The 19,258-nt window shown below is 56.4% G+C and carries 19 protein-coding genes; 13 read left to right on the forward strand and 6 right to left on the reverse strand.

Annotation, left to right across the window (positions count from 1 at the left end; all coding sequences use genetic code 11):
* The 7 genes from RRF64_RS03050 (at window position 1) to RRF64_RS03080 (ending at window position 7,196) form a co-directional block, all read left to right on the forward strand.
* Window positions 1-1,002 carry a CBASS cGAMP-activated phospholipase gene (locus tag RRF64_RS03050; protein WP_323844353.1) on the forward strand — a complete coding sequence of 334 codons (1,002 nt, stop codon included), beginning with the start codon at window positions 1-3 and terminating at the stop codon, window positions 1,000-1,002.
* Window positions 996-2,135 carry a CBASS cGAMP synthase gene (locus RRF64_RS03055; protein ID WP_323844354.1) on the forward strand — a complete coding sequence of 380 codons (1,140 nt, stop codon included), beginning with the start codon at window positions 996-998 and terminating at the stop codon, window positions 2,133-2,135. Before RRF64_RS03050 ends, RRF64_RS03055 begins: the two co-directional genes overlap by 7 nt.
* Window positions 2,132-3,769: a ThiF family adenylyltransferase gene (locus RRF64_RS03060; RefSeq protein ID WP_323844355.1), complete on the forward strand. Its 1,638-nt coding sequence runs from the start codon at window positions 2,132-2,134 to the stop codon at window positions 3,767-3,769. Before RRF64_RS03055 ends, RRF64_RS03060 begins: the two co-directional genes overlap by 4 nt.
* Window positions 3,757-4,233, forward strand: a complete 477-nt coding sequence (locus RRF64_RS03065) for a Mov34/MPN/PAD-1 family protein (RefSeq protein WP_323844356.1) — start codon at window positions 3,757-3,759, stop codon at window positions 4,231-4,233. Before RRF64_RS03060 ends, RRF64_RS03065 begins: the two co-directional genes overlap by 13 nt.
* 276 nt (window positions 4,234-4,509) lie before the next feature.
* Window positions 4,510-5,595, forward strand: a complete 1,086-nt coding sequence (locus RRF64_RS03070; protein ID WP_323845585.1) for a bifunctional nicotinamide-nucleotide adenylyltransferase/Nudix hydroxylase — start codon at window positions 4,510-4,512, stop codon at window positions 5,593-5,595.
* A gap of 201 nt (window positions 5,596-5,796) precedes the next feature.
* The gene (locus tag RRF64_RS03075; RefSeq protein WP_323844357.1) at window positions 5,797-6,639 is read left to right on the forward strand and encodes a metallophosphoesterase; all 843 of its coding nucleotides are present in this window, start codon (window positions 5,797-5,799) and stop codon (window positions 6,637-6,639) included.
* Window positions 6,636-7,196 (forward strand): 3'-5' exonuclease, encoded by a 561-nt coding sequence (locus tag RRF64_RS03080; protein ID WP_323844358.1) that lies wholly within the window; start codon window positions 6,636-6,638, stop codon window positions 7,194-7,196. Before RRF64_RS03075 ends, RRF64_RS03080 begins: the two co-directional genes overlap by 4 nt.
* An 84-nt stretch (window positions 7,197-7,280) precedes the next feature.
* On the opposite strand, the gene RRF64_RS03085 is transcribed toward RRF64_RS03080, so the two are convergent.
* Window positions 7,281-7,772, reverse strand: coding sequence for a hypothetical protein (locus tag RRF64_RS03085; RefSeq protein WP_323844359.1), 492 nt, complete (start codon window positions 7,770-7,772; stop codon window positions 7,281-7,283).
* Here RRF64_RS03085 and RRF64_RS18780 point away from each other — a divergent pair.
* From RRF64_RS18780 to RRF64_RS03095, 3 genes are all read left to right on the forward strand, one after another.
* Complete coding sequence (locus RRF64_RS18780) at window positions 7,659-7,952, forward strand: AHH domain-containing protein (RefSeq protein WP_422732618.1); 294 nt, start codon at window positions 7,659-7,661, stop codon at window positions 7,950-7,952. The two genes, RRF64_RS03085 and RRF64_RS18780, sit on opposite strands and share 114 nt — an antisense overlap.
* A gap of 76 nt (window positions 7,953-8,028) precedes the next feature.
* Window positions 8,029-8,592, forward strand: a complete 564-nt coding sequence (locus tag RRF64_RS03090; RefSeq protein ID WP_323844360.1) for a hypothetical protein — start codon at window positions 8,029-8,031, stop codon at window positions 8,590-8,592.
* A gap of 239 nt (window positions 8,593-8,831) precedes the next feature.
* Window positions 8,832-10,247: a nicotinate phosphoribosyltransferase gene (locus tag RRF64_RS03095; RefSeq protein ID WP_323844361.1), complete on the forward strand. Its 1,416-nt coding sequence runs from the start codon at window positions 8,832-8,834 to the stop codon at window positions 10,245-10,247.
* A 166-nt stretch (window positions 10,248-10,413) separates the two neighbouring features.
* Here RRF64_RS03095 and RRF64_RS03100 read toward each other — a convergent pair whose 3' ends face one another.
* From RRF64_RS03100 to RRF64_RS03115, 4 genes are all read right to left on the reverse strand, one after another.
* Window positions 10,414-10,899, reverse strand: a complete 486-nt coding sequence (locus RRF64_RS03100) for a 5' nucleotidase, NT5C type (RefSeq protein ID WP_323844362.1) — start codon at window positions 10,897-10,899, stop codon at window positions 10,414-10,416.
* A gap of 37 nt (window positions 10,900-10,936) precedes the next feature.
* On the reverse strand, window positions 10,937-11,650 hold the full coding sequence (locus RRF64_RS03105; RefSeq protein ID WP_323844363.1) for an NUDIX hydrolase: 714 nt from the start codon (window positions 11,648-11,650) through the stop codon (window positions 10,937-10,939).
* A 233-nt stretch (window positions 11,651-11,883) separates the two neighbouring features.
* A complete protein-coding gene (locus RRF64_RS03110; protein ID WP_323844364.1) occupies window positions 11,884-13,338 on the reverse strand; it encodes a DEAD/DEAH box helicase in 1,455 nt (484 codons plus the stop codon).
* Window positions 13,339-13,343: 5 nt separating this feature from the next.
* Window positions 13,344-13,880, reverse strand: a complete 537-nt coding sequence (locus tag RRF64_RS03115; protein ID WP_323844365.1) for a hypothetical protein — start codon at window positions 13,878-13,880, stop codon at window positions 13,344-13,346.
* A 58-nt stretch (window positions 13,881-13,938) separates the two neighbouring features.
* Here RRF64_RS03115 and RRF64_RS03120 point away from each other — a divergent pair, with 58 nt between their 5' ends.
* Window positions 13,939-14,196: a helix-turn-helix domain-containing protein gene (locus tag RRF64_RS03120; protein ID WP_323844366.1), complete on the forward strand. Its 258-nt coding sequence runs from the start codon at window positions 13,939-13,941 to the stop codon at window positions 14,194-14,196.
* Between the two features lie 183 nt (window positions 14,197-14,379).
* Here the strand turns inward: RRF64_RS03120 and RRF64_RS03125 are convergent, their stop codons facing one another.
* Window positions 14,380-15,243: a helix-turn-helix transcriptional regulator gene (locus RRF64_RS03125; RefSeq protein WP_323844367.1), complete on the reverse strand. Its 864-nt coding sequence runs from the start codon at window positions 15,241-15,243 to the stop codon at window positions 14,380-14,382.
* Window positions 15,244-15,367: 124 nt separating this feature from the next.
* On the opposite strand from RRF64_RS03125, the gene RRF64_RS03130 reads away from it, so the two are divergent.
* Complete coding sequence (locus RRF64_RS03130; RefSeq protein WP_323844368.1) at window positions 15,368-16,189, forward strand: Wadjet anti-phage system protein JetD domain-containing protein; 822 nt, start codon at window positions 15,368-15,370, stop codon at window positions 16,187-16,189.
* Window positions 16,182-19,247, forward strand: coding sequence for a hypothetical protein (locus RRF64_RS03135; protein WP_323844369.1), 3,066 nt, complete (start codon window positions 16,182-16,184; stop codon window positions 19,245-19,247). The genes RRF64_RS03130 and RRF64_RS03135 overlap by 8 nt, the downstream gene beginning before the upstream one ends.
* Window positions 19,248-19,258 lie beyond the last annotated feature (11 nt).

Below are 19,258 nucleotides of genomic sequence, written 5' to 3' on the forward strand. Positions count from 1 at the left end.
ATGACTGACATCCCTACCTACCATGTGCTCGCCCTGTCGGGCGGAGGCTATCGCGGCCTCTATACGGCTACGGTTCTTGCCGAACTTGAAGCCGTGCTGGGTCGCCCTATCGCTTCACATTTTGATCTGATTTGCGGCACATCGGCGGGCGGGATGCTGGCTTTGGGGCTGGCTGCAGAAATTCCGGCCCATGAACTCAAAGCACTGTTTGAAGACGAGGGCAGCCGCATCTTTGGTTGTCGCAACCTTCCGCGACGGCTCCTGGGATTCTGGTTGACCGCAAAGCATGACTCAGCGGGATTGAATGAAGTGCTGACAGAGCGCTTTCAAGGAACCACGATCGGTGACCTGAAGCATCGTGTTCTTGTGCCGGCGGTCAACTACTCGACGGGACGTGGGCAGTTTTTCAAGACCCCGCACCATCCATCCTTTGAGTTGGATCACCGGATGAAGATCGTCGACGTTGCGTTGGCGACCGCGGCCGCGCCTGTCTACTTTCCGCTGGCTCGCAATAACCGCGGTGTCTTCGCGGACGGGGGGCTAGTGGGCAACGCCCCCGGCCTGTTCGGGTTGCACGAAGTCAAGATGTTCCTGGCGCCGAACCCGGATGCGCTGGTTCGGGTCCTCGCCATCGGCACGATGACCATCGGTGCAACCGTTCGCGGCGGTGCCAGCCTTGATCGTGGATTCGGCAAGTGGGGTGGAGGGCTCTTTGATTTGGTGATCTCCGCTCAGGAGTCGTCCGTGGACTACATGCTGCGGCAGTCGTTGGGTAACGATTATTTCCAGATCGACGACCAGGCGACGCCGGATCAAAGCAAGGACGTGAAAGCGCTGGATCGGGTTTCCATTGCCGCCACGAATACGCTCAAGGATCGCGGTAATCATGCGGCGCAGCGTGCGCTCGGCGATCCTCTTTTCCAACCATTTCGAGCGCACCAAGCCGGCGCACCCATTTTCTATCACGGCCCCAACAAAAATGTTCCGGAGACCGCATGCTGAACCTGAGCCCACTTTTCTTTACCACCGTTGATGACGAATCCTGCATGCATGACGAGCTGGACCTCACCTCTGAGCAGCGCGCCTGTATCGCCAGCGCACGCTCTGATGTCAGAGACTGCCTGCGTTCGGGGATCCCTCGGGTGCTGAAGGCAGGCGGATACACAGAAAACGTCCCCAAGCCCCGCTTCTTCACACAAGGGTCGTGGGCATACAAGACGCTGAACTCCCCAGCACAGCACCCGCAGCAGGCGGATGTCGATGATGGCTGCTATCTGCCAATGAGCTTCGTCTCTCAGACTAAGCGCCCTAGCACTGCAGCGACGGTATTCTTTGCAGCAGCGGAAGAAGCCTTGAAGCCGCTGGTCGAAAAAAATAGCTGGAGTCTTGTCACCGATAAGCCAACGTGTATTCGCATCGTCATTGCTACATTCGCCCACATCGATATTCCCCTGTATGCCATCCCGGACGAAGAGTTTGCGCTTCTAAAGGCGTCAATGGAAATGCGTGGCTACGATTCGCTATCAGAAGCTGTAAACATGGCGGAGCAGGATATCTGGACGGCGCTCCCCGCTGACAAGGTGCTGTTGGCCCATCGTGAATGCAACTGGAAGCCCTCTGACCCCAGGCCTGTGAAGGAATGGTTCCTGGGCGAAGTGGAAGCCAAGGGGGAGCAGTTCCGCCGCGTGGTTCGTTATTTGAAGGCATACCGCGATTGGAGCTGGCCCAACGGCGGCCCCGCTTCGATCCTGTTGATGGCCGCCGCCGCACCTGTCTTTGAGAAACGTGATCGGCGCGACGACCTCGCGCTGCTGGATGTCGTCGCGGCACTGCCGACCCAGTTACGGGAGGGTGTAAACAACCCAGTGGAAGAGTCCGAGTCGCTCACTGAACGGCTCGGCAACGCGGGGGTCGAAGAAGCGGCCAAGGCGTTTGAAGAATTTGAGAAGGTGCTGCGCGGAGCCACCGACGCCGGCAGCCCTTCACAGGCCTGCATTTGGATGCAAGGTAAGTTTGGCCCGCGCTTTCCCAACGAGCCGGATCGGGTCAAGGTGGTATCCGTTGCCGCCACCATTTCCGCAGCGCCCGCCACTGCTGGTCCGAGCGAACTTGTCGGGCGAACGAAGGCTGGATGAGCTGCGTTGCAGCAGTCGCAGACGTGATCGAGGCCTTCAAGCAGCGAGGCTTTGAGTTTGTCGGCATGAAGAAGGACGGCTGGTTCCGACTACACGGGCGGTTGATTCCGCCCCAAGCGGACAAGGGTTGTCCATGCGAAGTGCAGCTCGATCCCACGTTCTTCGACTTGCCCCGCATCCGGCTGCTGGAAATCCCTCCTGAGCTGCCCGCAGCGGTTCCTCATCTTGGTGCAGATGGCGAGCTTTGCTATCTCGCCAAGGGTACTGTCGTTCTGGATATCTACGATCCTGTCGGACAGTCGCTGGCGTGCCTGCAACGTGCAGCGGCTGTTTTTGGGCAGATCATGCAGGGGGAGATGATTGAAGACCTGGCGGAAGAGTTCTTCGCTTATTGGCGTGGCTGGTTTTGCTTCGTGGACATGCAGAGCGAGGACCTAGGGCAACAGAACTGCATAGTCGCACAGGCCAACGAGAGCCCCTTTTGGTTTATCACCGACAACGAAGACCGAACAACTGAGAAGCTGAAGTCGCTGGGCTTCCAAGTCACCGATAGCACTGTGCTGACTTATCGGATAAGGACTGGCACCCAACCCCGTCCTCTGACCGGCCATTGGCCCCCCGAAACCGTTGGGGACATCTTGGCATGGCAAGGCACCCTTGACCCTCAATGCCGGCGCAAGATTCACAAGCGCATCAAGGAGGGAGAAAGGAAAAAGGCCAACGGCAATCTGATCATTATCGAGTCTCCGTTGATGACGTATGGCTTCGTGGTTTTCTATGACCGCAAAAAACGTCCGGTCCAAAAGAGCAAACAACTCGCAGATCGCAAGGATTTGAGCTATGGATTGAAGGCGAAGCCCATCTCGGTGGTCAGAATTGACGATCGGTACCTTGCCCAGCGGAACATACCAAAGTCGAAGACGCTTGCGGGTAAAAACCTTGCCGTTGTGGGATGCGGCACGATCGGCGGATATCTGTCGGACATGCTGGTCAAGGCTGGGGCGGGGACACGCGGCGGAAAACTCACATTGGTGGATTTCGATTACCTTCTCCCGCAGAACATCGGGCGGCATCGCCTGGGTTTTCCAGACTTGCTGTCGAACAAGGCCGAAGCTATGGCGAAGGAACTCAAACGCTTGGCGCCAGGTGCCGAGATTCGTGCGCTCCCTGTGGATGTCAGGCAAGCCCAGTTGGGAGAGTTGGATTTACTCATAGACGCCACTGGAGAAGAATCGCTTGGACATTGGCTGTGCGGCCACTATCCGCCTCCGATGCCCATGCTCTCGGTCTGGATCGAGGGGCCGGGAACGGCCGTCCGTGCGCTCCTGAGAACGAACGCATCTGGTGCGTGCTTCCGATGTCTTTGGCATAGCAACAGGAGAGATGAACTCCGTTCCACCCTTGATCCTCTACCTGCCATTTTGGCAGGGCATGGATGCGAGGGCTTGTACGTGCCATTCCCCGCTTCGGTGTCGGTGCATGCTGCCAGCCTAGGTGCTGAGATGACCCTTGACTGGATCAACGGCGTTTATTCCCCCGCGTTGCGAACCAGATTGATCGACCGCACCCAACAGCTTGCTACACCCGATTGCGATCCGCTGCGGGATCGGGAATGTCCCCTATGCACTTCATGAGTTCTTGGGCGACCAACGACAAAAGAACGCTGCTGCATTTTTCGAAGGCCACGTTGGAAACTTTTTGTCAGCATATTCAGAGCAATGATACCGACTGCGAAGCTGGTGGGCTTCTGCTCGGTTCTGTCCATGGAACCCATATGCTCATTGAGCAAGCCACGGTTCCCACGGCATTGGATAAGCGGTTTCCTTATCTTTTCGAGCGGATGCCATTTGGCCACGAAACCATCGCCATGTCACGATGGACGATGAGTCACGGGACCGTCCGTTATCTGGGTGAATGGCACACCCATCCGGAAGACAATCCTCATCCTTCTGTTCTCGATAGGTCAGAGTGGAACCGCTTATCAGAGAAGCGCCAGGACAAGCGGCTAATGCTTGCTGCCATCGTTGGACGAAAATCTCTATATGTAGAATTGGTGCCAAGTTCAGGGCGCGGTTCTGTGCTTGTCCCTATGGAGTAACTGCTCAATCTGTATTGCTCTACTAAAGCCGAATACTACAATGCCGTGAAAAAGAAATAGCGCGGATTTTGCATATCGAACCATGGATAGAAAAAGGTCCAAGCGTCACAGATTCTTTTTAGAGTTGAAGCCCAAGATCCTCAAGACATCTAGCGATATAATAATGTAATCTCGTGCATAGCATGTTGGCTAACAAGGTATCTGCTTCTTGACCATTAGTGTCTAAAAGTCAATAATGTAAGGATGAATAATCACGGCACTGGATAGACCAGAGTCATTCACCCCAGCAAGGAGCTTGCTGCCATGTCCAAAGACTACGATTTCGCCGTCTTTATCGGCCGCTTTCAGCCATTTCATACAGGTCACCTCAAGGTGGTCGAGGAAGGGCTGTCCCGGGCAGCGCGTCTGATCGTCCTGATCGGCTCAGCCTTCCAACCACGCAATCCCCGCAACCCTTGGACGCACGTCGAGCGGGAGACGCATATCCGGGCCTGCTTGCCGGAAGCAGACAACCGACGTCTCATCTGCCTGCCGCTGATGGACGTGCCCTATAACGATGAGTTGTGGGTACGCAACGTGCAGACTTCGGTCTCTGGAATAGTGACCGCGCATCACCCGGTGCCGCACAAGCCTCCGAAGATCGCGCTGATCGGTCACCGCAAGGATCACACCGGCTTCTACCTGAACCTTTTCCCCCAGTGGGATTCTCTGGGCGTCGACAATTTCAAGAGCATCAGCGCGACGCCCATCCGGGAGCGGGTGTTCGGCGATAATCCGGCTGGTCAGTTGCGGGATCTGGAGGATTCCCACCTGCTGCCGCCGCCGGTGGCGCAAACTCTGCACAGCTTCGTGGACTCTGATCCGGCCTACCAGGCAATGCGCGAGGAGGCTGAGTTCGTGACCAAGTACAAGGCCTCCTGGACTGCCGCGCCCTACCCGCCCACGCATGTGACGGTGGATGCGGTGGTAGTTCAGTCAGGGCACGTGCTCCTGGTGGAGCGGCGCGCCTTCCCGGGACGTGGCCTCTGGGCCCTGCCCGGCGGCTTTGTCGATCCGCACGAGAAGCTGGTGGACGCCTGCCTGCGGGAACTGCGCGAAGAGACCCGGCTTAGGGTGCCGGCTCCGGTCCTCAAGGGCTCGATCCGCCGCCAGGACGTCTTCGACGAGCCCTATCGCTCCGCCCGTGGCAGGACCATTACCCACGCCTTCTATATTGAACTGGAACCCTGCAGCCAGTTGCCCAAGGTAAAGGGCGGCGACGACGCCCGCCATGCCAGGTGGGTGCCACTGGGTGCACTGGATCCCCAGGAGATGTTCGAGGACCACTACTACATAATCCAATCCTTGGTAGGGACAGCGTAACCTTCCGGCATCATGAGATGTGCTCGCAGGTACCCGCACCCCACCGCGGTCGATTTATAGCGAGTTTAGGGAGTTATAAGTGATTTTGATAACTTCGCCATCCGGGAAGCCGTCGGCCACCTGAGTGCCGGCAATGAGGCCGGAAACAACGGCTTCTCCGATGCCGGCAACGCGGCCTATGGTCAATCATGTGAGTCTTCCATGAGTCTGTTCCTCAATGTCGACAGGAATCTTGCCGGACGTGACTTCGTCGTCGGGGACCTGCACGGCCATTTGCAGCAGCTCAATAAGCAATTGCGGGAGGTTGCCTTCGATCCTGCTTGCGATCGCCTCTTCTGTCTCGGAGACCTGGTTGACCGAGGCCCGGACAGCGAATCTCTGCTCGCAATGGTCGATCAAAAGACCTATTTCGGCATTCTCGGCAACCACGAAGCGATGATGATCGCCGGGTCCGAGAATCCGGAAACTGCACTCCGGCACCGTGCCAACGGCGGCGACTGGTTCTACAGGCTGCCGCAGGCACAACAGCAGTACCTAGTGAGCCAAGTTAGGCGATGGCCCTGGGCCATCGAGCTAGACGCCGGCGGCCGGCACATCGGCCTGATCCACGCCAACGTCCTCGGCGGCAGCTGGCCGCGAACGCTGCGCGCCCTGGCCGTAATCGAGGAGTCCTGGTCCTCTGGCGTATCATTGGAAGAAGACGAGCGAGTGGCGAATACCGCGGAGCAGTTCCTATGGGATCGCTCCCTGGCCAGCCAGCTGTACCGGCGCTTGCTCGGGCTGGGCGATGCGAAACGCACCCCGGCCGAATACAGACGACTATTTCTGGAGCGCCTGGACACGATTGCCCAGGCCGAACCGAAAGCCCTCGCCCCCTTCCGGATCGACGGCATCGACGCACTCTACCTCGGCCACAACTTTGTACCCAGGCCGGTCGCCGTGGGCAACTGCCACTTCCTGGATACCTATCGCGGAGAGGAAGGCGAGCGGCTCGCCCTGGTGTGCCTCAGCGAATCCCCTGGAACAACGGAGCCCCTTTCATGACACCGCCGAATGCGGATCCCATCCGTCACCTGCTGATCGTCGACCTCGAAGCCACCTGCTGGAACGATCGCCCACAGTCCGCCGAGACCATGGAAGTGATCGAGTTCGGACTAGCCCTGGCCACCCTGGAGGGAGAAGTCCTGGCCAGCCACAGCCAATTAGTGAGGCCCACCATCAACCCCGAACTCAGCGATTTCTGCTGCCAGCTCACCGGCATAGATCCCGGACAAGTGGCGGCGGCGCCGGACTTTGCAGAGGCGACGGCGCTGCTGAACGGCTGGCTGCAGGGGCTCGAATACAAGGCCTGGGCCAGTTGGGGACAGTACGACTTCAACCAGATCCGCATCGAGCAGGCGCGCCACGACTGCGCGCCGGCATTTTTTGCCAAGCAACATATCAACCTTAAGGCGCTGTGGCAGCAGAAGACCGGCAAGAAGCGTCACGCCGGCCTCGGAAGCGCACTGCAATCCCTCGGTCTGGAATTCGAGGGGCGGCAGCATCGCGGGGAGGACGACGCGCGCAACATCGCCCGGCTACTGCCGAATCTGGATTTGTAGTGCCGGTCGTCACGGCGCGCCGGAGCTTTCCTCCGTGTCCGGAGAATGTTGTAACATCCCGTTTTGGAAAAAGCGCCCTTCGCATCAAGCAGCAATGGAGTAACTGCGATGGAATATGATCACGGACGACGAATCACGCCTCACTACCACGAAATGAGCCCTCTCGAACGGGCGATCGCCGGTTTCGAGGAGAAAGCCAAGTCCTATTATCGCAAGTCGATAGCACCGGCCAACGAGACGCTGGAGCAACGCGAGAAGCGAGAAAAGGAGCTTGGCAAGGCGCTTGCGCACCTGAAAGCCCAGCGGCAGGTCACCTTGACGCAGGTTCAGGTGCAGACACGACTGGAAGAATATCGCGCAGCCCTTCAGCCGGGAGACGGCGCAACCCGCCAGGAAAAGCGGGCCTTGCGCGGGGCAATGGCGCTTGAGAAACATCACCCAACGGAGACGCTCGCCAGGTTCATGCGCGCGGATGGACGGCCCCAGCCCAACCCCCGTTTCACGGCACACCACATCGTGCTGGGCAAGGGGAGAACCCAATACGCGGCGCAATCCCGAATCGACCTGCATTTCCACGGCATACGCATCAACGACCCCGACAACGGCGTTTGGATCCCCGGCAGAAGCAAGACAAAGGGCACTGGGCCATGCCCCACGCCGCGGCGCACTCCGAGATTCATACGCACAACTATGAGCACTGGGTTCATACCTCGACGAACGTCATCTCCGACAGCGAGGTATTCCGGGCCAAGTTGATAGCCTTGCGCAATCTTCTGCGCGATGGCCAGCAGCCCGACTACGTCACCCAGCCGCCTCTAAGGTAACAAAGCCCATGATTTATAAAATCTTTGAAGACAGCCAGAATTACCAGAGCTTTACGTTGGACGTCGAGGACTATCTGGACCTCCTCGATCCACACATCGGGGAACAGGTCGCAATGCAGCTGGGCACCCTGGACGTGCCGGTCGCCGATTTCTGGAAGCCTTTGGACGTCACCTATTTTCAAAACGAGGGCACTGTAGCGCTGCCGGACATCGGCATGTGGAGACCCGGCTTTTTGATCCTGAATCAGAAAGCCGAGGAGGCGCTGCACGATCTCCTGTCTCCCTTCGGAGAGTTCTTACCGTGCAACCTTCCGGGCGGGCGCTGTTGCCTGTATCACTGCCTCAACAGCAAGCCGATAGAGGTCGATCAGATTTCCTACCGGATGCACGGCGAAACCCATGTGGAAGTTGAATCCCTGACTTTTCCGGAGCCCCTGAAGGACCACATCTTCAAGGCCCGGAATGAAGTGTCGTTCGATCTGTTTTGCTCCGACGAAGTCGTTTCGAGAATTGATGGCGCTGGGTTGAGGGGCCTTCTGTTCAGCTCCGAGCTGTCTCGGCTAAGGCCGTGAAGCTTGCTCCACGCGTCGACTGCTCCCTTCTCGACGACTTGATCTGAGTCGCTAATCCTACCTCCGCACCCTTCTGCCTTCGCAACGCGGAATTCCATGGACGTGCTCTTGACACGAAAGTGTCTATCAGCCACTATTTGGTCATTAGAGGCGAAACGTCACTAATGGTCTGGCAGCTCCCGCTGCTCAACGTGCCGGATAGACCGGCGCCAACACCACTTCGACGGAGGATTTCCGCGATGCAGAGCTACAACCCGATCTTGAACGTAGACAGCTACAAGACCAGCCACTACCTCCAGTACCCGGAGGGCACCCAATACGTCAGCAGCTATATCGAGAGCCGCGGCGGGCAGTTCAAGGAGGCGGTCTTCTTCGGCCTGCAGGCCTTCATAAAGCAGTACCTGACCCGCCCCATTGGCCAGGCCGACGTCGACGAAGCGGAGGAACTCTGCCTGGCCCACGGAGTGCCTTTCAATCGCGAGGGCTGGGAGTACATCCTCGCGGAACACCGGGGTCATTTGCCCATCGAGGTACAGGCAGTGCCGGAGGGCACGGTGGTCCCGGTGCAAAACGTGCTGGCCCAGGTAGTCAACACTGATCCGAAGTGCTTCTGGCTCACCAGCTATGTGGAGACCGCCCTGCTCCGAGCCGTCTGGTACCCCACCACCGTGGCCACCCAGAGCCGCGAGGCGAAGAAGGTCATCCACCGCTACCTGGAGGAAACCGCGGACAATCTGGACGGACTGCCCTTCAAGCTTCACGACTTCGGCGCCCGCGGCGCCAGCAGCCAGGAGACCGCGGCGCTGGGTGGCCTGGCTCACCTAGTGAACTTCCAGGGCACCGACACCATCGCGGCGCTGGTCGCAGGCCGTCGTTTCTACAACGCACCCATGGCCGGCTTCTCTATTCCGGCTGCGGAGCACAGCACCATGACCAGCTGGGGGCGGGACCACGAGGCCGAGGCCTATGCCAACATGCTGACCCAGTTCGCGGGCGACGGACGCCTGGTCGCGGTGGTCAGTGACAGCTACGACTTGTGGAATGCCATCGACAATATTTGGGGCGGCGAGCTGAAGGAGCGAGTGGAGAACAATGGCGGAACCCTGGTAATCCGCCCGGATAGCGGCGATCCCGTTGACGTGGTCACTCAGACCATCGAGCGCCTGATGCGCATCTTCGGGGCCCGTATCAATGACAAGGGCTATCGGGTGCTGCCGGACTACATTCGGGTGATCCAGGGGGACGGCATCTCTCTGCATACCATTGAGGGCATCCTGGCCGCGATGAAGGCTCGCAAGCAGAGCGCCGACAACATCGCCTTCGGCATGGGCGCCGAGCTGCTGCAGAAGGTGAACCGGGACACCATGAAGTTCGCCATGAAGGCCAGCGCGGTCAGGGTGAACGGCCTGTGGTGGGATGTCTACAAGGACCCGGTGACCGATATCGGCAAACGCTCAAAGAAAGGCCGTCTGGCGCTGATCCGTCGCGGCGATGGCACCTTGGGGACTATTCGCGAACAGGATCTGGGGAATCGCCCTAACCTGCTGCGGCCGGTATTCCGCAACGGGGAGCTGCTGGTTGAGCAGGACCTGGAGGAAATCCGCGAGCACGCGGCCATCCCTCGCGGAGAGACGGCAATGGCCGCTGCCTCTTAAATTGCGTCTCGCGGCCTCTCGCTGCGCCGTGAAAACCGAGGCAGTACAGGGTTTTCACGGCGCAAGCATTGTTCGACGCCCACCGAACGATTTCTATGACTCACAATCTGCCCGCAGAATGGGTCATAGAAACCCATTCTATGACTAACGTGACGTACGACTTGATCTAAGCGCCCACCTCGGCACCAGCCGACAGGCGCTCAAAGAAGCGCCTAACCTCCAGCCAATCCGGGAATGGAGTCTGTCCAAAGTGGATCAGCTCTCCCTCGAAATACTCCTGCCCCCGTCCTTCGGCATTGTCATCGATCAGGTAGTGGCCCCGATTGAGCCCCTTGTGCGCACTGATGATCAAACGGTCGACCACGTCGAAACCCAGATGCTGCTCCACCCAAAGGCGCTTCTCCGTGTAGCAGTGGGGATTCATGGTCGAGGGTGCGGTCAGGACGAACACGGCGAACGCCTCCTGCTCGTGCAGCCAGCGATAGGTCTCTACTGCGTGGGGCAGCGGCTGCAGTCCGGCGTAGAAGCCGGGGATACTCTGCGGAAAGGCGACGTCCGGCCGCTCGCACTGGTAATACCGATAGGCACCATCGAAATCGCAAAGGGTGCGATCCATGTCCACGTAGATTACGGTCTTATCTTGCCAAGACATCGTTTACCTCTTACCGTCGGGCCACCGATTGCGGCGACTACTGTTCCAGATTGCGCACGAAGGTGTAGTCCCCGGACTTCGCCCGCATCCGGTAGAGCGTCGCCGGCCGTCCGCCCTCCGAACGCTTCTCTCCGGTATCGATCAGCAGGTCCGCCTGCTCGATCCGGCGCCGGAAGGACTTTTTCTGCAGCGGCTTGCCGATGATCGCCTCATGCACTCGCTGCAACTCCGGCAGGGTGAATTTTTTGGGCAGCGCATAGGCGGGTACGATGCTATACAGGGCCTTCTGGCGAAGACGCTCCTGGGCGTAGCGCAAGATCTTGCTATGGTCGAACGCCAGATCCATCTTCTCCGCACGAGCGACCTTCACCCAGGCTACGCCGGAAACCGTATCAATATGAGTCTGGCAGTCCTGGTGGGCGATCAGGGCGGTATAGCAGACGGTAACCGACCAGCCGCGCTTGTCCCTGTCGTCACCGCCGAAGGTATACAGCTGCTCGACATAGGGGGGCTCTACTCCAGTCTTTTCCTTGAGTTTGCGGACGACTGTATCCTCCAGGGTCTTATCGACGTCCTCTGCGACGAAGCCTCCTGGCAGGGCCCACCTCCCTTTCTCCGGGTGGTTGGAGCGCTCCACCAGAAGCACCTTCAGCTCGTCTTGATGGTAGGTGAACAGCACTGCGTCCACCGTGAGCAAAGGGGCCTCGAATGCCCCCTTGTCATAGCCTTGTAGGTACTCTTCCTCGTTCATTCATTCAGAGCTCATATAGTGTCGTTTAGGCACTATATTACCTCTGATAACGCGGTGGTCACAATCTCGAGACAAAGGGGGTATCCGAGTCGGATCAGACGTGGCTCGCCTGGAACCGGGTAGCCCTAGCCAGCCTGACCGAAGAATCCTCTTTCCCAAGTTATGAAACGCCTTCCAGCATCAAACGCACCTCAACTCCCCTACTCCCAACCGGAAATCGTGCCATCGCCAATTCAAAGAGGAGCCTGTACTCGGCCAGATGGAGTGCCGCGACCACCAAGGTCGTTTCCGCTTATCTCCAACAATTTCTGTACGAAGTATCCAGAAATATTGATACAGGCTTCATAGGATTGCGCCAGCGCCGATTGCGTACCGGTCAGCTCTCCGGAGACGTATTCTCCACCAGCACCGGTACTGATATCGATCACTGGGTTGGCATTTGACCACTCCCTCTCCTGCTCGTCTGAGGATGAACTCGAGCCAACAAAAACATCAGTTGCGGATTCTATCGATTCAAATGACAGAATGTTGGAATCGGGAATATCCTCCGACACCCGCAGGGCATACTCGATCAGGGTCGGTTCTGCCGGCATAAAGAGATAGCCTCTCTCGCCCTCCTGGCCCGTAGCGCGAAGAATGCGTCCAAGCACCTGACGGAAGTAGAGTTCCGTCTTGACGCGTGTCAGATAGCAGCAGATCTGCAGTCGCGGCAGATTGGTGCCCTCGCTGATCATCCCAACAGAAATAATCCATTTGCTGGTGCTATTGCGGAATTGGCGGATGGTAGCCAGCGGACTGTCTTCAGCGTAAGTGGCGATCTCTGCGGTTTCATTGAGCTCCGTATGCAGCAAATGAGCTATTTTCCGCGCATGAGAAACGGAGGTCGCAACTATTAGCCCCCCAGCATTTGGGGCTCTTTTCCTCAGGCTATCGAGTTTACGCGTCGCTCGGCGCAGGACTTCTGTAATCAGGGCATCGTTATCCAAGAGATCCTGGTAACTGCAGCAATCTGACTGCAACAGCAGCTCTTTGAAGGAGTGGTAGCAATGGGTCTCCGTGCCTTCAGTGACCCAGATTTGTGAATTGTCGACAGCGTTGATGCGTGGCTCTCTGCAGACCCCGTCAGCTACCGCCTGGCCCAGACCATAGCGGTAGTCGCAATGTACCTTGCCGGATTCCCTGCAGTAATCCGCCAGTACGATGGGGATATTGTCAGACCTCCACGGTGTGCCCGTCAGCGCCAAGGAGTAAGCTGATTTTCCGCGGATATAACGATAGATGGTTTCTCCCCAACTATTGCTTCTACCTTCTTCCGTGGCCGCGCAATGGTGGATTTCGTCAAATATTACGAAGACTCGATAATTCTCCAGGATTTCCCAAAAGGAAGCATCCAAAGAGCTCATGGCCTGATAGGTCAAAGAACATCCATCTGCGCCGAGCCGTCCATTCAGCCTTTTATCTGTCTGTACTTCCAGTTCCCTCTGGAAATCCTCAGCCACGACGATCGCAGGGGAAAAACACATCACCATGTCAATCATTCCGGCTTCAAACAGTTTCTTGGTCAACAAAGCCGCCATGATTGTTTTCCCTGCCCCAGGGGTAGCCAGGCACATGAAGTGGCGAACATTTGAGCAATACTGTACATAGGCCCGAGAGATACTCTCGGCCTGCCAACGGCGTAAGTTCATAGCGATTAAGGACTAGGCTGGAGGTCGATCAGGGACTCCAGAGCTCTCACTTTACCGAGAGTTTTGGCATATTCTTCACGGGTTTGATCATACTTCTTCTGGATCGTCTTTTTCAGGCCGGGCTGTGCTTGAACGATTGCTTCATACTCTTCAAGCGCGCCCGTTGCCGAGAGCATATCTGTTCGATATCTGCTCAACTTCACTATGAGAGTGTGAATTACTTCGTCAGGCAGCGATTCGCCTGCCTGTTCGGGCATGACATCCACGTTCGATGGGGTGGTGGGTACAGGGTCCAACCGGGTGAGATCTTTTATCCGATACTCGATCGGATGGGGCTTACCGGTGTTGATCCGTTCCAGGACTCCCCGCTCTTCCAGCTTGCGCAAGTGCCGCTTGACCAACTGGCTGACCACTTTCTTGGGCTTGGAAGCTTCACCTACCAGTTCCTGGTAGGCATCCCTAAAACGGGGTACAGAAAAGGTATCAAAGTTCCCGGTCTTCAGTAGTGAGACGAGTTCGGGCTTTACCCTCAAAGCTTTCATAGTACATCTAGCTGTCTCGAATTTCGCGCCATTGTACTTCGTCTCTACTATCGAGACAATGAAGTCCTCCCCCTATTCACCCGATGCTGACAAGCTCCGCAAGTGGCTCAAGCAACAACGCGAAGAGCGGGGGCTCTCTATCCGTGCCGCGGCCGGGATGCTCGGCCGTCACCATTCGATCATCGGCAAGATTGAACAGGAACGTAAGAAGATCGATATCGTTGATTTCGTGGAGTACTGCGCGGTCCTGAATGCTGACCCCCACGAAGGGTTAGATGTTCTGATTAGCTCCCTTAAGAGCGCTAAAAAGATATAGATTCTTCTCAGCCCACCAGCTACCCCCTGCCATCAAAGATGGTTCAAAAATTAACCGCAAAGCGCAATGGCCGGTGAGCTGGTACATTTGAGAACGATTATCACTACGAAATCTGGACGGCGGCTTTGACACCACCTTCCCAGAACACGTCAAGGGACATTTTTTTAAGACGATTCACTGAATTCAGTCCTGCCGAAAACCAGGCGCAATGGCCATGCTGCCAATACCCGTCAGCTCATGGCGGTTCATCAGCCGCAAGGGATATTCAAGCGCATTCATGTCCCCGCCCAAGGAGCAATCCACCCGTAAATCCGTCAACACAAAACCACACACCGCCGCATTGATCATGATGTTCTTTACAGGCTTGTCGGAGAGGCCAAGGTCCTCCCTTAGCGCAACCTGATTTTCTCTCGATGGATGAGGGGCTACTGTGACGGTCACCTGCTGAGCCCATTCAGGATCAGGCGCTATCCGATCACCACTACAATCGCGCCTAGAAGGTTCTGCTGAGCTGACACGACTGAAACGGAATGTGCGATACCCATCTTTCTCCGGGTCAAAAGCCCGGAAATACCAGGCCCCGCCCCCCTGAAATAATGAGGTAGGAAAGAGGGTCCGGTAGGTTTCCCCGGAGCTGCCAGAGGCATAAGCCGCGTCCACCCCAGTACCAGATACTAGGGCGCGCGTGATAGCGCTGACAGCAAATGGGTCCAGCGGTGCGGTGAGATTGGTCGGAACATGGGCGCCAAATCTGACCCCGGCAATCTCGTGATAATCCACTCCATAAGCCAGAAGGGAAAGGGCCCTATCCACATCATGTTCAAAAGCCGGTCTGAACATAGGGGCAGCCAGATACCTTCGCTCGTTGACGGAATACGTAAGATTGTCAGGATATCGATCGCGATACTCCTTAAACGTTCGGCTGGCCGTTGCGGTACCCACATCAAAGTGCGCAATGAGATCTCCGCGGGTGACACGACCTGAAAACGCCAAATATAGGTCTATCAGACGTAACCGCTTCAGTGCATGTTGTGACAATTCAAGCATAGCTTGACTCTATATCATATGATCGTAGCTATCATAAAGAACTGTATGTTTTATTACTAGCGAATCATTTGATCGCTGTTTAGAATGTGACTTCTATTCAAACAGCCCCAGGAATGCCTAAAAAATGCGCAAACCCCACGAGTTCCTGAGCGCAATCAGAGCTGGCACCCCAATAGAGTGGCGCCGGCTCCTCAATGCCATGTCAAAAAATGGCATTCCCCCGGGTACATTGATTCTCTGCCTGGCTCCTGAATCCCCGCTGGCACAGAGAACCCAAGTCCGAATCGTCGACGAGTCCTTGTTTACCGACATCGAATCCCAATTCCCCTCCCCTACTCCGATCACAGATCGTGTATCTGCCTCCCACACCGGTAAATCTCACAGCCAGTCTGTGGAAGGTAATGCTCTGATGATTCAGTATCACCCATGGCAAAGGCCCGAAGTCGCAGTGAGCTGGGACGGTAGACGCTGGTCGCCTCCGCCGCCGGAAAATACCAGCCTGGTTATCGTGGAAAACCTGCAGAACTTTCTCCGGTACCGGGAAACCCTCGATCTGATCACTGCAGATTGCGATATAGAGGACCAGCCCGAACAGCTGGTACTGGCCTTTGGTGCTGGAAACGCTGCGGCCAAAGCCTGCAACCTTCCCTACTACCGACAATTCAGAAATGTTTACACCCTCTTTGATCTCGATATGGGAGGGATAAAGACCTACGCAAATCTCAAAAGCCTGCTGGGGCCGGCGGACATGACGCCCCGCTTCCTGGCACCCAGCAACTTTGAGCAATACCTCGAACGCTCCCGGTGGCACCTGACACAAGACGAGCGTAGCGCCATACACCTTGCCAGAGCCAAGCACCCGGAGTTGGCACCGCTATTAACCTGCATGTACACCAAAGGCAAGAAACTGGAACAGGAAACCTATCTGGAAAGAATCCATGGATAACACCCTCACTCTGCTGGACGAAGGCGACATCTACCGTCTGAAGAAACTGATTCTGGTCAATTCAGGCAGCTGCGCCTATGTGGAAATCCCCATTGACGAGAGCTCTGCCCTCCTATCCAAGAACAACAAGGGCAAGACCTCCGCGTTGAACGCCCTGAAGCTGTTCCTGCTGCCAGAGGTGAACTTCCGAAACTGTGAGAAAAAGTTCGAGTTCAAATCTGCTGGTAAGGTATATACCGGTATTGAGAGTTACAACTACTACTTTCCCTGCGATGCATCTTTCTTGATCCTGGAAGCAGAGAACGTACACGGGCAGTTCTGTATCGTCCTACACCAAAGCAGAGAGGAGTTAGGTTACGGTCGGATCAACGTCCCGCACCCGTATGAAGCCATTCGTCACCTGTTCTGGGATTACAATTCCTCTGCCAATCAGGGGTTGGGACAGCATCCCCCAGGACTGTCACTGGCAGAGGTCACCAAAAGCCTGCTTGATCTCGGCGGCCGGCTGTTCACGGACTCGGAGAGTATCCGTACCGCGATGTTCACTCGCGTCAATCCGGCACGCCCCGAAACTCGTTTCTGCATCGTCCCCACAGTACAGCCTCCCGGACCATCACTACTCAAGTCCATCAAGGCCATGCTGCAGCTTTCCTTCGACATCAAAGGTGCCGACACCGCCAACCTGCCCCTGGCGATGGCCAATATCATCGACAGTGAAATCTCCATCAACAAAAAATCCATCAATATCGATATCAAAGGTATTCACGAAGAGAGAGAACAACTGCGCCGAGAAGCAGATTTGATCCAGGCCATCAAGAACAACATGGATCACTGGAAAGTCCTGAAGTCCTCAGAAGGCACCTACCAATCGGAACGCATCAAGGCACACCGGAAATACTGGGTGCTGAAAGAGTCTATTCAGGCCATAAAAGAAGGCCAAGCACCAAAGCAGGAACAACTCAATGGCGAAAAAACCGGGCTCGAAGGACAGCTGAATGGTGCCAAGTCCGCGCGCAAGGCTGTGAGCGAATCTCTGACTGGCCGAAAATCCAGCCTTGGCACAGTCAGAAATGACCTGAAGTCGATAGATAGGCGCATAGCAACTTCCGAGGAGGCTATAAAGCAAACCAGCTTGGTGTGTAAGACCACAGAGCTGTCGCAAATCATCAGCTATCTCAACGACGTCTTGTCTGAAACCAGGGAGGAACTCACTGCTCTGAAGTCGCGGGAGGAAGCCAACCAGGCCTTACAAAGTCGATTGGATGATAAGAAGAGCTACCAAACGCGCCTGGCACAACTCACCGAACAGCTCCAGGATAACAAAAAACCCTTACTCGGCTATCTGCCCTCTCACAGCGCCACCGTGTTACACAGCCTAAACCCAGGCTTCCAGCGGCTGACCGGTGAACCCATGAGTAAGCACATCGATGCCATCAATGAATTCTCACTGCTGTTTGAAGTCAATAGTGACCAGTTGGAATTCATTGGTGAGCCCCTGCCCAGCACGCCCATCAAGATCTTCGACGCCGACCGCGCCCGCGAAGAAGCAGAGTGGGAAAAAGAGGACCTTACGGGGAAACTGAAAACCTGCGACGACAAGATTACCAAGCTGAACAGGTTTATCAAATCCAGCGGTCCACTCACACAGGAGATGGTTGCCAATAAGCAGGCAGAAATCACTGCAATGGAAAGCGAACTGACCTGCCTCCACCGCTACGAGGGCGATATGGCAGCTCGCGAAGAAAAACGGGCTCAAGAATTCGATCTGCAAAGCGAGATCGCGGAGCTTGAGGAAGAGCTGGCCGAAGCCAACGCCCACCATCATGAAATCATGCAGGCGATGGCGGAACTGCAGGAGAAGCTGAACGCGCTAGAGCAGCAGCAGAACAAGGTCCGCGACACGGAACAAGAACTCCGATTAACGGAACGCTCCGCACCAGAACTCCCGAAAATGGTCAAAGCCACCATTCTAGAAAGAGAGTTGATCACCGACTACAACGCCCTCGCCGATGAACATGGTCCGTTGCAGCGCTCTATGACCAAATACCGCGACGCCCAGCAGGAAGCAGAGCGCAGATACCGACAGCTGACCCAAGCCGGCATCATTGAAGTGGACCCAGAAACCCTTCACCAAGTGAGTCTGGATTCAGAGGTTTTCGCCGGGCTGTTTTCAAGATTGCGCTCTGAGTTCGAAAATCTAGCTAAAAAGGAACAGGAACACCAGGTTCGTATCAGCAACCACAACCACAAAACCAGCGCCGAACTCGGCATGCTGGATAGCATGGGTGTGTCCATTGAGAGCTTCGAGAAGCGGATCAATGAAACCCTGGCCGGAGTGAAAATTTCCAACTTGACGGGTGTCAAAATCAAAATAGAGACGCTAGAGGCATTCAATGTTCTACGCCGAGAACTGAAAGACTACCGGGTTAGCAGCACTGATCTGAAAAGTGATTCCTTTTACCGACGGCTGCTGGCGTTCAGCCAGGAGTACTTAGTTTCATCACGGGGACAATATGCAAAGCTGGACCTTGAGCGGATCATCACCGGGGTCGACTTCATCTACGAGATCAATGGCCAGGAGGAAACCACCTCCCAGTCCAATGGCACCAACGGCATGGTCAATGCAGTCCTGCTGTCGATCCTGATGCGCAGACTGGTACCGGAGGACGTCACCTTCACCCTCCCCGTGGTGTTCGACGAAATCGGCAGTCTGGATGAGGACAACCTGCCGGAGCTGCGCCGAGTGGTGGAGCAGAACCGCTTTGTACTGCTGGTAGCCAACCCCAACAACAACGGATATATCGCCGAGCACATCGGGCGCTGGCACGATATCTACCTGCAGTATCTAACTGAAGGCACTGCGGTGGGCAAATGCCATGCGGTATATCTGTCTGAGGAAGAATCCCTCACCGTCATACCGCCTACCGCCATGGAAGAGGAAACGGAGGAGGTATCCGGGCCTCTGGATAACCTAAATGGACGTGAGAGTGACGACTCCAGGCAGGCCGAGACACTTTACACAGCCAAAGCCGATCACGACGTCGTGACGGCGCACTGAGGTCTCGCGCT

Origin of the sequence: Microbulbifer magnicolonia, from assembly GCF_035117725.1 — a bacterium.
Lineage (GTDB): Bacteria > Pseudomonadota > Gammaproteobacteria > Pseudomonadales > Cellvibrionaceae > Microbulbifer > Microbulbifer magnicolonia.